This window comes from Nitrosospira sp. NpAV (genome assembly GCF_000832065.1).
Classification (GTDB): domain Bacteria; phylum Pseudomonadota; class Gammaproteobacteria; order Burkholderiales; family Nitrosomonadaceae; genus Nitrosospira.
Map to the genome: position 1 here is coordinate 1 of NZ_JXQM01000038.1, position 15,230 is coordinate 15,230.

Genomic DNA, 15,230 nt, shown 5'->3' on the forward strand with positions numbered 1-15,230 from the left:
TGAAATCGACTTCCGTTTCAACATCCACGTCAATCGGCAGCAAGATATCCTGGTCGGCTACTCGAAGCTCTTCGCCGGCAATTTCCTCAAGGCCACCGCTCCCGGCGTCTCTCCAGACCTCTTCTACGTCCAATACAATGTGCGCTTTTGACAAATATCGGGCGCAGGCTCCATATACCTATGCGGGGTATTGACATATACCCCACTATGGTATACAGTAAAGCCGAAATTGTGAAGAATCGCCCGATAACCCGCTGCGGGATATGACTCTCACCCGGCGCGGAATCCGGCGAATCTCCGAAGGCGAATCAAGCTGATGATATTGTTAATGAAAACGTTAGGATATACAAAATGGCTGCCAAATCGGCTCATCTGAAAGTCAAAGGGATGCACTGCACCGGCTGCGAGGAAACCATCGAGAACGCGGTGAGTCATTTGCCGGGCATCCGGAAAGTCCATGCCGACCATGTCAAGCAAACGGTCGATATCGAATTCGACAGCAAATCCATCGGGGAAAGCGGCATTCGTCATGCGATCGAAGAGAAAGGTTATGAATTCGAAAGCGCATCCACGGAATCCTCCGGTCACGCGATACGAAATACACTGATTTTCCTCACTTTCCTGCTGGTGGTGGGTGGCGTGACGTTCTGGGGCAAGAGCATGATCCCGGGTTTGGTGGGGGAGATGAGCCCTCAACTCGGCTATGCCATGCTGCTTTCCATCGGATTCTTTACCGGGTTTCACTGCATCGGCATGTGCGGCGGTTTTGTGGTGGGTTATGCGACGGCTATCGAACCCCGCACCGCAAGTAGCACAGCGATGGCTCATTTGATGTACGCCACCGGTAAAACAGCGTCTTATACGATTATTGGCGGCAGTTTGGGGCTGCTGGGCTCGCTCGTGGCCTTTACCCCCGCCATGCGGGGTACCGTCACGCTCGCGGCTAGTCTTTTCGTGATCATCTATGGCCTCAAGATGCTGGATGTTTTTCCCGTATTGCGCAACTTCACCCTGCGTTTGCCCCGGTTTGTCGTGCGAGGCGTATCGAATGAGTTGCGTCAACGGCGCAGCCCCCTATCCATCGGACTTTTAAACGGCTTGATGCTGGGTTGCGGCCCGTTGCAAGCCATGTACATCATGGCTGCCGGTACCGGCAGCGCCCAGGAAGGCGCCACCATGCTGTTCTTCTTTGGTCTGGGCACCCTGGTGCCACTTCTGAGTTTCGGACTGATCGCCGGTTCCGTATCGCGGGATATCATCAACCTGCTGGTACGCGCATCCGCCATCATGGTTATCGCCATGGGCCTGATGATGGCGGATCGGGGACTCAAGCTGACCGGATCCGGCTATGACTTCAACTCCCTGTCGTCCCGCTGGCAGCAGGCAGCACCCGCGGATAATCATTTTGAACCAGGGAGCCCTGCCCGGCAGCGTTAAGTGGCACGACTACTATGAATTCCGGCTGGATAGCAAATATATGAACACACTTGCACTTAAACAACTTGAACTGCCGATCGAAGGCATGACCTGCACTGCCTGCGCGGCACGCATCGAAAAAAATCTGAACAAGCTACCCGGCGTGCGTGCGGTAGTCAACTTCGCCAATGAAAAAGCGCGCGTGGAGTTCGATGAGACAGCTACCCCGCCCGAAGAGCTGATCCGCTCGATCGAGAAAGCCGGATTTCATGTCGCGCCCCAATCGGTACAACTGCAAATCAGCGGAATGACATGCGCCGCATGCAGCGGACGTATCGAAAAAACATTGAACAAGCTTCCCGGCGTCACTGCAACCGTCAATCTGGCCACGGAAATAGCGCATGTCAGCCTGCACCCCGGTGCCGGTGCGACGATGATGAATGACCTGATCGCCGCCGTTGCCAAGGCAGGCTATGGTGCCCGGGAAATCAGTGAAGCCAGCCGAACCGAAGAGAAAGCGCGAAAACTGGCCGCGTACCATGCGGAACTTCGCATGTTCTGGATTGCGGCGGCGCTTACCTTGCCACTGATGCTGCAGATGGGCCCCATGCTCTGGGGTGATCATGCGGAATTCCTGCCGCGCTGGCTGCAGCTTCTGCTGGCAACGCCGGTGCAGTTCTGGGTTGGCAAGCGCTTCTATACCGCTGCATGGCATGCATTGCGTGGGGGCGGCGCCAACATGGATGTGCTGGTCGCGCTGGGCACCAGCATGGCATACTTTTTCAGTGCGGTGGTTACGTTGCTGTCACTGAACCAGCATGTCTATTTCGAGGCAAGCGCGGCCATCATCACCCTGGTACTGTTGGGCAAACTGATGGAAGCCCGCGCCAAGGGCAAAACTTCAGCAGCCATTGAAGCCCTCATCAAGTTACAGCCAAAAACCGCCCGGGTGGAGCGCGACGGCATGATCGTCGAAGTCGACGCAAACTCGCTCAAGGTGGGCGACATTTTTATCGTGCGCCCCGGCGAGAATCTGCCGGTGGATGGCGTTGTCATCGAAGGGACCTCCAGCGTGAATGAGGCGATGCTGACCGGCGAAAGCCTGCCCGTCACAAAACAGGCGGGAGCCAGGGTTTATGCGGCCACCCTGAACCAGCAGGGGCTGCTCAAATGCCGCGCCACCAGTGTCGGCACCCATACCCAGCTTGCGGCCATCATTCATCTAGTGGAAGAAGCACAGGGCTCCAAGGCGCCGATCCAGCGATTGGCCGACGTCATTTCGGGCATATTTGTGCCGGTGGTGGTGATCATCAGTACCCTCACGCTGATCCTTACATGGTGGCTGGCGGGCGAATTCGTTCCGGCGCTCGTCAATGCCGTGGCGGTACTCGTCATTGCCTGTCCCTGTGCATTGGGACTGGCCACGCCCACCGCGATCATGGTCGGGGCGGGACGCGGCGCACAAGCCGGCGTGCTGGTGAAGAATGCCGCCTCGCTGGAGCAGGCGGAGAAGATTCAGGTGTTGATCGTAGACAAAACCGGCACGCTCACGGAAGGCAAGCCGGCAGTCACGAATATTGTTCCGGCACGATCGATCTCGGAACACGCGCTGATGCAGGTTGCCGCGACGCTGGAGCAAGGTTCGGAACACCCCCTGGCAAAAGCGGTGATGGAACATGCGGCTGGTATGAATATCCGGCCCCAGACGGTAAGCGATTTTACCGCTATCACCGGCAGCGGAATCACTGCCCGCATCGATGGCATCGACTATATCTGCGGCTCCCCCAGATTTCTGCGGGAACATGGCGCCCTGGCGAATAATGATTCGAATGATGATTCAATAGCTGTTCTCCAGGGCGAGGGTAAAACCGTCATCGGCGTGGCCGCCTCACCTCAAGGTACTTTTGAGGTTCTCGGTTATCTCGCCATTGCCGACCGGCTGCGAAACACTTCCGCACCCGCGGTAAGGCGGCTGCAATCAATGGGTATCGAAGTCATCATGCTGACCGGCGATAATCTCGCCACTGCCGCCGCCATTGCGAAGCAGGTGGGCATCGGCACTTATCGCGCCGAGGTGCTGCCGCAAGACAAAGCCGCCGAAGTGAAAAAGATGAAAATGAGTGGCAAATTCATAGGCATGGTGGGCGACGGCATCAACGATGCTCCGGCACTGGCCGCGGCCGACGTGGGTTTCGCCATTGGCGCGGGTTCCGACGTGGCGGTTGAAGCTGCCGACATCACCCTCATGCGTGATGACTTGATGAGCGTGGCCGACGCCATTTCGCTCTCGCGCGCGACGCTGGGAAAAATCCGCCAGAATCTCTTCTTCGCCTTCATCTACAACGTGCTGGGCATACCACTGGCGGCGATAGGATTGCTTAACCCCGTCATCGCGGGCGCGGCAATGGCAATGAGTTCGGTATCGGTGGTCAGCAATTCATTGTTGCTGAAACGATGGCGGGCGGGTACGTGAGGAACATTCATTCAACTTAACTGAAAGGAGTCATGAAATGCAAACAGAAATCGTAAAAATCAAGGGAATGACCTGCATGGGCTGTGTCAACAGCGTGAAGAACGTGTTGGAGAAGATACCGGGCGTGAATGGTGCGGATGTTTCTCTTGAACAGAAACAGGCCGTGATCCAGTACGACGCAGCCACAACCCACCCCAACCAGTTCAAGGATGCTATCAAGGAGGCCGGTTTTGAAGTCGTCAACTAAAAAACCGTCTCCTGGAAAGGAACCGTGCCACGCGCAGATGGTAGTGCAGCCTGACAAGGAAGCTCTGATGAAGCGTCTCAACCGCATCGAGGGTCAGGTACGCGGTGTCAACAAAATGATAGCGGAAGATCGTTATTGCGTTGACATCCTGAATCAGGTCTCCGCGCTGCAGTCGGCGCTCGACGCCGTTGCCATGCTGTTATTGGAGAATCATACCCATGGCTGCATGCAGGGTGCCATCAAGTCGGGTAAAGGCGATGAGGCAATCGATGAACTGATGGCGGTGGTACGGAAATTCGCTCGGTAGCGTTGGCGGCAAATCATGGTTATTTCAGGCTGCTGCTCAGCGGCTGCGGTACGCCTGATAAAAACGAACCGGTAGGGAATGTAATGACACGACTTGTCCTGATTGCTTTTTTGTTTTTTGCCGGACCTGCTATCACCGCCGATATTCCCCCGGTTGACGTGCCCGACACGATGGGGGAAAGGGTAAAAGCGTGTATTGCCTGTCATGGTCCCGAGGACAAAGAGGGCCGGGATGCGTACTATCCCCGTATCGCGGGCAAGCCTGAGGGCTATCTGTTCAATCAGTTGCGCAATTTCCGGGACGGCCGGCGTCATTACCGGCCCATGGGGTTGCTGCTGGAAAATTTGCCCGATCAATACCTGCGGGAGATGGCTGCCTATTTCGCTTCGCTGAAGCAGGCTTTTCCCCCACCTGAGCCGCTGACCTCCTCATCCGCCGAAATAAAGCTCGCTCGAAGACTTGTGACCCTGGGAGATCCCGCGCGAAAAATTCCCGCCTGCGTTGAATGCCACGGCAAGGATCTGATGGGAACCGCGCCTTTTATCCCTGGCCTGCTGGGCCTGCCACGCGTCTACATCATCGCCCAGTTCGGCAACTGGCAGAATGGCGGCTTGATGCGGGGACAGACGCCCGACTGCATGTCGGAAATTGCAAAACAGCTCACGACCGACGAGGCAAGCGCCATCGCAGCCTGGCTGGCCGCGCAGCCGGTTTCCGAGGCCCTTTTGAAGCACGACGGTCCGGCGGCAGCCCTGCCCGACAAGCTCGCCAAGCGCTGTGGCAGCATCGTTCTGCAATCCGGAGGATTGCAATGAAACCTGTCGTCATCGCTGCCGCGCTTGCCGGACTCATCGGTCTTGGCCTGTACCTGGCGCCGATGAATCGGCCACCCGTAAACGAATTGCCGGCGTCAAAGACCGAAAACCCGGCGGAATTACAGGCAAGAGGCGCCTACCTCGCGCAAGCCGGCAATTGCATGGGGTGCCATACCGCCCAAGGCGGCAAACCCTACGCGGGCGGGCACATCCTTGACACCTCGATTGGAACATTCATCACGCCTAACATCACGCCCGATCCGGAAACCGGTATCGGACAATGGACCGAGCAGGATTTCTGGCGGGCGCTGCATGATGGCAAGGCACGCGACGGCAGTCCCTTATACCCGGCTTTTCCCTACACGGATTACACCAAGGTGACGCGCGAAGATGCCAATGCGATCTTCGCCTATCTTCAATCGCTCGCCCCCGTGCCTCAACGCAATCCACCGAGCCGCATCAGTTTTCCCTTCAACCTGCGTCCCCTCCTGTACGTCTGGCGCGCCCTTTACTTCGAGCAAGGCGTTTATCGGCCCGAGGCCGCAAAGAACGATGAATGGAACCGCGGCGCCTATCTCGTGCAAGGGCTCGGACATTGCAATGCTTGCCACACGGCGCGGAATCCGCTGGGCGCAAGCCAGGGCAATGTACTGGGAGGAGGACAACTCATGGGCTCGAACTGGTATGCGCCATCCCTGACTTCCCTGCAGGAGGCCAGCACTTCGGACTGGCCGCTGAATGATATTGCCCGACTCCTCACGGCGGGCTTGTCATCCCGGGCGGCCGCAACAGGGCCGATGGCCGATGTCGTCAGCCAAAGCCTTCAATATCTGACGCCGGATGATGCGCGCGCCATGGCCGTCTATCTCAAATCATTGCCCGGGAGCGCTCCACATTCCAGGGGAACAGCCCCCGAGCTTACCGATGAAGTAGATAGGCAGCTCCGGCGAGGCGGCGAAATTTACGAGAAATATTGCCAGGATTGCCATGGCAGCTTCGGGCAAGGTGCGCCCGGCGTTTATCCGGCACTGGCCGGCAACCGCGGCGTCACCCTCGCCTCCCCGGTTAACGCGATTCGCAGCATACTCAATGGCGGCTATGCGCCTGTCACGGAAAGCAGCCCGCGCCCCTACGGCATGCCGCCATTTGCGCAAATCCTGCCCGATGAAGAGATTGCGCTGGTCTTATCGTATATCCGTAATGCATGGGGTAATCGTGGCAGCCTGGTTACGGCGGTTCAGGTCGACCGGAGCAGGAAGGGTGCGCAATGAACCTGCATCCGGCAATGATCCGCGCAAAAGGCTGCCCATCCCTGAACCGCATTCCCGCAACCTGCTAATGGAAGAACCCCGCATGACGGTTCAGCATGACAAGAATGGATCGAATGCCCCAACGTTGGAGGATCTGACCGCACAGGCGGCAGCGGCAGGGCTATTATATGTTTCGGATAATGAGCCCGGAATCCGGAGGGTACGGCGCGGCCGCGGATTTCATTATGTGGATCCCGATAAGAAGACATTGATCGATAAGGGCGAACTTGAACGCATCGCCAGGCTGGCGATACCTCCGGCCTATACGGATGTGTGGATCTGCCTTCACGCGCAGGGCCATTTGCAGGCAACAGGGATCGATGCACGCAAGCGTAAGCAGTATCGTTATCACCCCGACTGGCGTATCGCACGCGACGGTATCAAATTCGATCGAATGGTGGAATTCGGGGAAGCGCTGCCTGCGCTTCGGCAATGCCTGCAGCGTGACCTGAGGCGGCGAGGTCTACCCCGGGAAAAAATTCTGGCGGCTATCGTAAGCCTGCTGGATACCACCCAGGTACGAATTGGCAACCTGTCCTATGCACGCGACAATCGCAGCTTCGGTCTCACCACGCTACGTAAACGTCATCTTGCCTTCGTCGGCCAGCGGCATGTCTTGCTGAAATTCCGGGGCAAGAGCGGGGTTGAACATGAAGTCGATATCGATAACCGGCGTATCGTGAAAATCATACGCGATTGCCAGCAGCTGCGGGGTCAGCATCTTTTCAAATACCTGGATGAGGCGGGCAAGTCCCATCCCATAGGCTCGGAGCATGTGAACAGCTACCTGCGCGAAACCATGGGAGCCGAATTCACCGCCAAGGATTTCCGCACCTGGGGCGCTACGTTGAGAGCGTTTGAACTGATGCTGGGTACGCCATTGCCCGAATTCCCCACAAAACGCGCCATCAGAGCCTGTATCGTCAGTGCAATAAAAAAGGTCGCCGACGAGTTGCGCAATACCGTTGCGGTCTGCCGGAAATCCTACATCAATCCCCTGATATTCTCCGCATGGCAAACGGGCGCCCTCCATCAGGGTATGCGTGAGGAAACAGAGGGTACCCGCGAAGAATTGGAGTGTATGATTCTGGCATTTCTTCGGCGAGCGCAGTCTGAATAACTCTCCGACTCATATCTCGCACCCGCACGAGGCAACCCCGCCGAATCAGCGCATCAATGCGGCAAGATGACGCATGTGGCATATTGCCGCACCATGGAATTGATGAACACCACCCCTGTCTAATTCATATCCGGACGCATGCTGCGGAACGCTGGAAATCGGCTGGCAATCGGTCTTTTCACATCAATCCGCATAAGGCTGGCGAGCTGTCCCTATGACGATTCTTGTTTGCTGCCTGTTATCCGGAATATTTTTTTGTTTAGCTCGATATATACCCTGTAAGGGTATTGACATATACCCCCATAAGGTATACAGTAAATTTGTAGGAGAATCAGGAATCACCCATGAAATTTAACCGAATTTTGCATAATCCGAGGAGACATAAATGAACACATTACCGGTTGCCACGCTTCTACTTGGCGCCGTGCTGACGGGAACATCCCTGTTTGCCGGCGCACATACCGAAGAATATTTCGATTCCGTCGAATCGCCCCACGGCGGACAGATGCGGATGTCCGGGCCTTATCACCTGGAGCTTGTCGCCAAGGACAAGGAAATCGTGCTCTACGTGATGGATCATGCCAACAGCAAGCTTAATACCGAGGGCGGCTCAGGCAAGGCGACTATTCAAGCCGGCAAAGACAAAACCAGAATCTCGGTCAAACTGGAACAGGCGGGCGATAATATCCTCAAAGGAACGGGAGATTTCTCCATTAAACCCGAGACGGTCGTCACCGTCTTCGTTGACCTGCCGGGGCAGGAAGCGTACTCGGCCAGTTTTACTCCGCTCAAACCCAAGGCCAAGCTTGCCATGAAAACCAAAGCTGCCAAGCCGCAAGCGAATAGCAGTGATCCACACCATCATACGCACCACTGATCGACTCGGTAATGGCCCCGGTGAGCAAGCCCACTCCGGCTTGCCCACCCACGACAAACCCGTCGTTTCGGACGGGTTTTTTCTTCTGGTCAATCCCGCAACCTCTTCTTCGGCAAACTCGTGGCGCCGCTCATGGTCATATGGATTCTCCTCTCACCAGGGAAAGTTGCGTATCGGCCAGCAGGTTGCGAAGCAAGCGCTGGTAGGAGGTGTCTCCTCTCATCACGGCGCGTGCGTCAATGACGAGGCGCAAGCGGCCGCTTTGCAGCCTCAAGAGCTTCAGATAATTGGGAAAAGAATGATGCGCAGGCACCGCGATGCCGGCACCGGGACGCTCAGGGGGATAACCGGTCCACTCGGGCACCAATCCGGATTGGCGCAAGGTCGCTTCCGATTCTTCGAACACATATGCGATAATGCCAATAGCATCACTCTTCCAATGGCTGATCGGCGTCAGAAGCGGTGCTTGAGGAACTGACTGGACGGCTTGCTGAGACACGTGCTTGGGTTCGGTTTTCATGATAAAACTCCTCTGTAAGCAATTCAAGACTTGCCACTACTCCGGCACCCTCTCCGCCATCGGAACCACGTTTCCCGCAAAGTGCCGTATCATTCATGTTACGCATTTTGAGCGCGTTGAAAATTGTACTGAAGTACATCCATGAAAAACCTTAAACCCGATATTTCGCTGGATCGCGGGGATGATGAAAAGAAAAATCCCGGGGCGGGTCAAAAAATGCAGCAGAATCTGCCTTTACGCAATAGCCGCTATCGAAGCAAATATATTCCGTCACTATGACCCATCCATGGAGCCATTATGCAAGACCCTACCCCCGAGAAAATTTTGCAAACCGGCATGGCCTTCTGGGCATCAAAAACGCTGCTCAGTGCTGTCGAGATGGGCGTTTTCACCGAATTGTCGCGTGGTCCGGCGAGTCTGGATACGGTCAGCGAAAGACTCGGTCTGCATGCCCGCTCGGCGCGTGATTTCCTCGATGCGCTGGTGGCGCTCGGCTTCCTCGAGCGCGAGAACGGCCGCTACGGCAATACGCCCGATACCGATCTGTTTCTCGACCGGAATAAATTGTCCTACATGGGCGGCATCCTTGAGATGGCGAATCACCGCCTTTATCCGTTCTGGAGTCATCTTACCGAAGCTCTCCGCACCGGCCAGCCGCAGAATGAGTGCAAGACCGGAGGAGCCGGTCTCTTTGAAACACTTTATGCCGATCCCGCACGACTGAAGGAATTTCTCTCCGCCATGACGGGCGTCAGCCACGCCTCCAACAGCGCGATCGCCCGCATTTTTCCCTGGAAGGACTACCATACGTTTGTCGATGTAGGTACCGCGCAGGGAGACCTCGCTATGCAGATTGCGCTTGCCCATCCGCACCTGCGCGGCATGGGATTCGATCTGCCGGAAGTCGCTCCGATTTTTCAGCAATACGCCGCAGCCGCGGGTGTCGCAGACCGGCTCACGTTCATGCCGGGCAACTTCTTCGAGCATGATCTCCCCAAAGCGGACGTTGTATTGATGGGACATATCCTGCACGACTGGGACCTGCCCGCCAAAAAGACGCTTATACGAAAAGCGTTCGAGGCGATTCCTGACGGCGGAGCGCTTATCGTCTACGATGCCATCATAGACGACGACCGCTCGCAGAATGCCTTTGGATTGATGATGAGCCTGAACATGCTGATCGAAACGCCGGGAGGTTTCGACTATACGGGCGCCGACTGTACGGCCTGGATGAGAGATGCCGGGTTCTCCGCCATGCGGGTCGAGCCATTGACCGGACCGGATTCCATGGTTATCGGGATTAAATAGAATGAGGGCCTGACTCCAGGTGCGGCAATTTGCCGCATTCCTGCGCCAGCCAAAATGCATTATTCTCGCGCTCCAGCTTATCGCGAGAGGATATTGTGCGCTGGATTCGACATATCGGGTTTATAAAGCAAAAACTTGTCTTCCTTGTTCTGGCAAGCATACTCTCCGCATCTTCTGTCCGGGCAGCTAGCGAAGCCGAGCCGCCGGTAAAAGAGGCGACCAAACCTGTCTCTCCGGCCGCAAAAAAACCGCCTGCTGCCGTACCCTCACCGGAAACACCCAAGGATACTGATGTAACGCCCGCCTCCGCCGAAAAGAAAACAGCTGCTGGCGAGTCGGCGATTAAATTGCCGGAAATGACGATAGGAGGGAAAGTCAAACCCGTCTCCAAGCAAACCGAGGTGGAAAGATATAGGCTGCCCCAAACCACGGAGAGTATTACCCGGGAAAAAATGGACGCTACCATCAATATGATGCAGGCGGAGGATGCCATCAAATACATGCCATCGGTGCAAGTGCGCAACCGCTATATCGGCGACACCAACGCGCCAGTGGGAACGCGCACCTCAGGCACATCCGCCAGCGCACGCAACCTAATTTATGCCGACGGCATCCTGCTGTCTTCCCTGCTCGGCAACAACAATGTCAACACGGGTTCGCCTCGCTGGAATACCGTTTCGCCCGGAGAAATTGAACGCATCGATATCATGTATGGCCCGTTCTCAGCCGCTTATCCTGGAAATTCCATGGGCGGCGTGATCAACATCACGACGCGCATGCCGGAAAAATTCGAAGGGGGCGTGGATGTGCAACAATCATTCCAGACTTTTAATCTCTATGGCACAAAGGATACCTACCATAATCAGCGGTACTCCGGATACATCGGCCACCGCTATAAAGATCTATCGTTCCGCTTTGACTACAGCCATCTCGATGCCCATAGTCAACCCATCATTTTCACGACCCCCCTCCAATCTGCCGGCGCCCCGTTATCCGGCGGAGAGACGGCAGTAACGGGCGCTTTCCCTGGCCAAAACCCCACACTTGCCCCTAACTTCGTACTGGGGGCCGGAAACATAAACCATACCGTGCAGGACAACTTCAAGTGGAAGCTGGCCTACGATTTCACGCCGACCATAAGATTTGCCTACACCTTGGGGATGTGGCAAAACAACGCAAGCGCCAGCGCTCAAAGTTATCTGAGAGACGCCGCAGGCAACATTGTGGATAGCGGCATTGTCAATATTGATGGCAGGCGATTCAATCTAAATACTGTCAGCTCCGGCCTTCCTGCTTTCGCCGCGAATCGAACCAATCAAACCACATGGTCGCACGGCCTGAATCTCAGATCCAACACCGGCGGAAAATTTGACTGGGAGTTGGTGGGCAGCGTGATCGATTTAAGCACGGATAATGTGCGCCAACCAACGGTTAACCCCATCCTTGCAGCCGCCAATGGTCCTGGCAGGATTACCAGTCTGGCCGGTTCCGGCTGGCATACGTTCGATGCAAAAGGTATCTGGCGGCCGCGCGTTGATTTTCTCGGGCTGGGTTATCATGAGATCAGCTTTGGTTTTCACCATGATCTGTACACCCTGAAAAATCCGGTATACAACACCAGCAATTGGCAAACGGGCGGTCCCGCAGCCACCTCTCCTATCTTCTCAAACTCGACTGGGAAAACCCGGACTGAAGGTTATTGGGTACAAGATGCCTGGGATTTCCTTCCGCACTGGAACTTCACGGTCGGTGGCCGTTTTGAAAACTGGCACGCTTACGATGGAGTCAACACCACCACTGCCGGAACGGTTAACCAGGCTGACAAAAGTGCGTTCAATTTTTCACCTAAAGGGAAGTTAAGCTGGAGTCCGATCGAACAGTTAAGATTTGGCGCAGCCATTGGTCAGGCTTACCGCTACCCCACGGCATCGGAATTGTTTCAAACAACGACAGTGGCGGGTGTAGCATTCAACGCAAATCCTAATCTCAGGCCTGAAGATGCCCTCTCCTCCGAGCTCTCCGCCGAATATTTTCCAGAAAAAGGAAGACTGCGTCTCAGCCTGTTCCAGGAGCGGGTAAAAAATGCCATTTTTACCCAAGTCGGGACGGTCAATGGTATTCAAACGAGCTTTATTTCCAATGTTGGCGAAGTTGATACTTACGGCATCGAATTTTCCGGGGAAAAAACGGATGCCTGGATCAAGGGTCTGGATATCCTGGGTAATTTCACCTGGGTGGATTCAAGAATCAACGAGAACCGCGCTGCGGACGAAGCAGCGGCTCTGTTGGGTCCGACCGCAGCCAATCCAAACGCCGCCCTCCCCTCGACCGGAAAACGCCAACCACGGGTTCCCGTATGGCGATCCAACGTCGTAGTTTCCTATCGCGCAACCGACAAGTTCAGCGCCTCGGTGATGCTCCGCTATAGCAGCCGCCAGTTCGGCCAATTGAATAACACCGACACCAACGGTTTTTCATATACAGGGCTTACCAGCTACACTGTCGTCGATTTACGCGCAAATTACAGACTCAGCAAGCAAGTGATGATCAGCGCTGGTATCGACAATGTTAACAATGAAAAATACTGGGTCTTTCACCCCATGCCGCAACGGACTTACTTTACCCAGATAAGATTTAATTATTAGAAGCAATGGTATTGTCAAGTTGACGGGTTTCTGCCGCCTGGCAGGCCGCACATCCATCGTTTACGAGACGATGATGCCACAAAAAACGCCTTCGGGTTGATGATCCCGCTACCGACCGAAACGCCGGAAGGGCCTTCAACGATCTCCACGACTTCTTGGAGCTGCACCACTATCCTTGAGGAGCTTACTCCCTTGGATCGATTCTTTTTGATTCGAGGTGTACTTCAGTCCAATAGCAAATATGCCAGAAACCCGTAGGATGCGAGATCAGTAACTTTCTCCAATCGCTCCCATACGGAAAATAAATGAACAAACTCTCCCGATTGACCAGCATCTTCGGACTTGCCCTCGTCGCTGCCTCATCTGCCCACGCGCTGCCCATATATACCACGGCGGACTTCTCGGGCGGGGTCACCAATGTGACTAAGTTCGGTAGCGACTTGGGCCTGCAGCGAACAAATACATGCAGTGGCTGCCCTGAAGGCTTTATTGGCGGTCACCTGCTGTTCGACACCGCTCTCACGCCCGGAGCGGGCAGCGGTGTGGTAACCGTGCCGCTGACATCAGTCGCCGGAGCCTCGAACACTCTGATCTTCGATATCATCCTCGGCGGCAATCCGCTGGAATTCCATTTCGGTGATGCGAACACGCAAGGACCCGCCATTCAGTTTAAAAACGGCGTATTCAACGGTCTTGATTTCGTGCAAGATTTTTCGCTCAATGGAAAATCCTTCGAGTTCAGCATGTGGGGCAAAAATTGGGACATAAAAACATTGAATAGTAATGGCGTTTATTCTCAGCTTGCCGCTTCCGGCCATTTAAATATCGGTGACACCGGACTGACTAATCAGCAGGTGTTCAATCAAGTATCCGAACCGATACCTGGGCCGTCCGCAGACCTTCCAGCGAGCGTTCCCGAACCCGCCACGCTGACACTGGTCGGCCTTGGCCTCCTGGGTTTCGCCGCTACGCGCCGGCGCCGCCAGTAATTAGGGCCTGTTAACACTTATTTCGCACCCGCGACGGCGACGGATTTTCATCCAGCACGAGGCATGAGCCGCGCGGCGGAGCAGGCCTCCGTAAGCGGCGAGTAACGAAGGGCTGGATGAAATCCGTCCCGTGCCTTCGGGTTGCACACAAAAAACGCGGGTGCGAAATAAGTGTTAACAGGCCCTAATCCAATACCAGGACAGTTAAGGGAAAATCTCGAAAAACTACCTCGATTATTACCGGGTTTTCCCTGGCATGAACCCATGCCACGCTACGGAATCTCTGAATGAGCTTCTGATTTTGTCATGGCGTTTGTGGGCGCAACAGACTGGCGCAGGCGCGCGGCGGCAATACCCGCCATCGCGATCAAGCCCATGCCCAGCAGCGCCAAGCCAGTGACGGGGTCATCGAACAGCAGCACGCCATACAACAGGGACCAGGCGATCCCCAGGTACTGCAGGCTGGCGACGACGAGCGTGCCGCCGGTCCGGTAGGCACGCGTCATCAGCAGTTGCGCCAGTGTCGCCAGTACGCCCATTGCGAGCAGCACTCCAAGACCGTGCAGGGTGTGGGCATGCCATCCACTGATAAACGACGTCTCCAGGGCACCGGCACCGATGCTGCCCACCGAGAAATAAAACACGATGCGGGCGTCCGGCTCACCCGCCCTGCCAAGCGCGGTGACCTGCAAATAGGCCATGGCCGCGAGCAGACCCGACAACAATCCCATCAACCCGCCCCATAGCTGATGACGCTCCATGGTGGGTTGAAGAATGCAGACCACACCCGCAAACCCAACAAGCACTGTGCATACCAGGCGCGCATCCACGCGCCCGCCGCCAATCAGAACCGAACCGCCAATGAGCAGCAGCGCCATCCATATCGGGGACATGTAATTCAGGGTTACCGCGGTGGCCAGTGGCAGTTCGCCTATCGCGTAGAACCAGAGGCCGAGCGCGCTCACGCCGGTCAGGCTCCTCCAGGCATGCATCGCCGGCAGACGGGTGCGAAGCGTTTCGCCTGACGCACGTGTGATCAGGGCAATTATCGTGGCGCCAACAATGCCCCGGTAGAACACGATTTCCCCTGTACCGTAGCTGGCCGATGCAAATTTGACGCACATGCTCATGCTCGCGAAAAGCAAAGTCGCACCGATCATCAGCATGGGCGCGGACAAAATTTCTTTCGTGTTTGAAATGATA

The 15,230-nt window shown here is 55.9% G+C and carries 14 protein-coding genes; 12 read left to right on the top strand and 2 right to left on the bottom strand.

All coding sequences use genetic code 11. From position 1 onward, the window contains the following. The first annotated feature begins 351 nt into the window (after positions 1-351). The 8 genes from SQ11_RS14990 (at position 352) to SQ11_RS15025 (ending at position 8,565) form a co-directional block, all read left to right on the top strand. Complete coding sequence (locus SQ11_RS14990) at positions 352-1,437, top strand: sulfite exporter TauE/SafE family protein (protein ID WP_041515004.1); 1,086 nt, start codon at positions 352-354, stop codon at positions 1,435-1,437. Positions 1,438-1,477: 40 nt separating this feature from the next. After that, entirely contained in the window at positions 1,478-3,889 is a 2,412-nt protein-coding gene (locus SQ11_RS14995; protein ID WP_041515025.1) for a heavy metal translocating P-type ATPase, read from the top strand. Between the two features lie 37 nt (positions 3,890-3,926). Then, complete coding sequence (locus SQ11_RS15000; protein ID WP_041515005.1) at positions 3,927-4,136, top strand: heavy-metal-associated domain-containing protein; 210 nt, start codon at positions 3,927-3,929, stop codon at positions 4,134-4,136. 37 nt (positions 4,137-4,173) lie between these two features. After that, the gene (locus tag SQ11_RS15005) at positions 4,174-4,443 is read left to right on the top strand and encodes a metal-sensitive transcriptional regulator (protein WP_041515006.1); all 270 of its coding nucleotides are present in this window, start codon (positions 4,174-4,176) and stop codon (positions 4,441-4,443) included. An 83-nt stretch (positions 4,444-4,526) separates the two neighbouring features. Beyond that, complete coding sequence (locus SQ11_RS15010; protein ID WP_041515026.1) at positions 4,527-5,258, top strand: cytochrome c553; 732 nt, start codon at positions 4,527-4,529, stop codon at positions 5,256-5,258. Continuing rightward, entirely contained in the window at positions 5,255-6,529 is a 1,275-nt protein-coding gene (locus SQ11_RS15015; RefSeq protein WP_041515007.1) for a cytochrome c, read from the top strand. The genes SQ11_RS15010 and SQ11_RS15015 overlap by 4 nt, the downstream gene beginning before the upstream one ends. Beyond that, on the top strand, positions 6,519-7,688 hold the full coding sequence (locus SQ11_RS15020) for a DNA topoisomerase IB (protein ID WP_232298030.1): 1,170 nt from the start codon (positions 6,519-6,521) through the stop codon (positions 7,686-7,688). The genes SQ11_RS15015 and SQ11_RS15020 overlap by 11 nt, the downstream gene beginning before the upstream one ends. A gap of 385 nt (positions 7,689-8,073) precedes the next feature. After that, complete coding sequence (locus tag SQ11_RS15025) at positions 8,074-8,565, top strand: hypothetical protein (protein ID WP_041515008.1); 492 nt, start codon at positions 8,074-8,076, stop codon at positions 8,563-8,565. 136 nt (positions 8,566-8,701) lie between these two features. Here the strand turns inward: SQ11_RS15025 and SQ11_RS15030 are convergent, their stop codons facing one another. Further along, positions 8,702-9,085 carry a hypothetical protein gene (locus SQ11_RS15030; RefSeq protein ID WP_041515009.1) on the bottom strand — a complete coding sequence of 128 codons (384 nt, stop codon included), beginning with the start codon at positions 9,083-9,085 and terminating at the stop codon, positions 8,702-8,704. A 141-nt stretch (positions 9,086-9,226) separates the two neighbouring features. Between SQ11_RS15030 and SQ11_RS17390 the strand changes: the two genes are divergently transcribed. The 4 genes from SQ11_RS17390 to SQ11_RS15045 all read left to right on the top strand — a co-directional run bounded on the left by SQ11_RS17390 (position 9,227) and on the right by SQ11_RS15045 (position 14,027). Next, positions 9,227-9,364, top strand: coding sequence for a hypothetical protein (locus SQ11_RS17390; protein WP_156972528.1), 138 nt, complete (start codon positions 9,227-9,229; stop codon positions 9,362-9,364). Between the two features lie 18 nt (positions 9,365-9,382). Next, positions 9,383-10,393 carry a methyltransferase gene (locus SQ11_RS15035; RefSeq protein WP_041515010.1) on the top strand — a complete coding sequence of 337 codons (1,011 nt, stop codon included), beginning with the start codon at positions 9,383-9,385 and terminating at the stop codon, positions 10,391-10,393. Between the two features lie 95 nt (positions 10,394-10,488). Next, a complete protein-coding gene (locus SQ11_RS15040) occupies positions 10,489-13,038 on the top strand; it encodes a TonB-dependent receptor (RefSeq protein WP_232298031.1) in 2,550 nt (849 codons plus the stop codon). A 305-nt stretch (positions 13,039-13,343) separates the two neighbouring features. After that, positions 13,344-14,027, top strand: a complete 684-nt coding sequence (locus SQ11_RS15045; protein ID WP_041515012.1) for a PEP-CTERM sorting domain-containing protein — start codon at positions 13,344-13,346, stop codon at positions 14,025-14,027. Positions 14,028-14,299: 272 nt separating this feature from the next. Here SQ11_RS15045 and SQ11_RS15050 read toward each other — a convergent pair whose 3' ends face one another. Continuing rightward, complete coding sequence (locus SQ11_RS15050) at positions 14,300-15,193, bottom strand: DMT family transporter (protein ID WP_269746059.1); 894 nt, start codon at positions 15,191-15,193, stop codon at positions 14,300-14,302. Positions 15,194-15,230 lie beyond the last annotated feature (37 nt).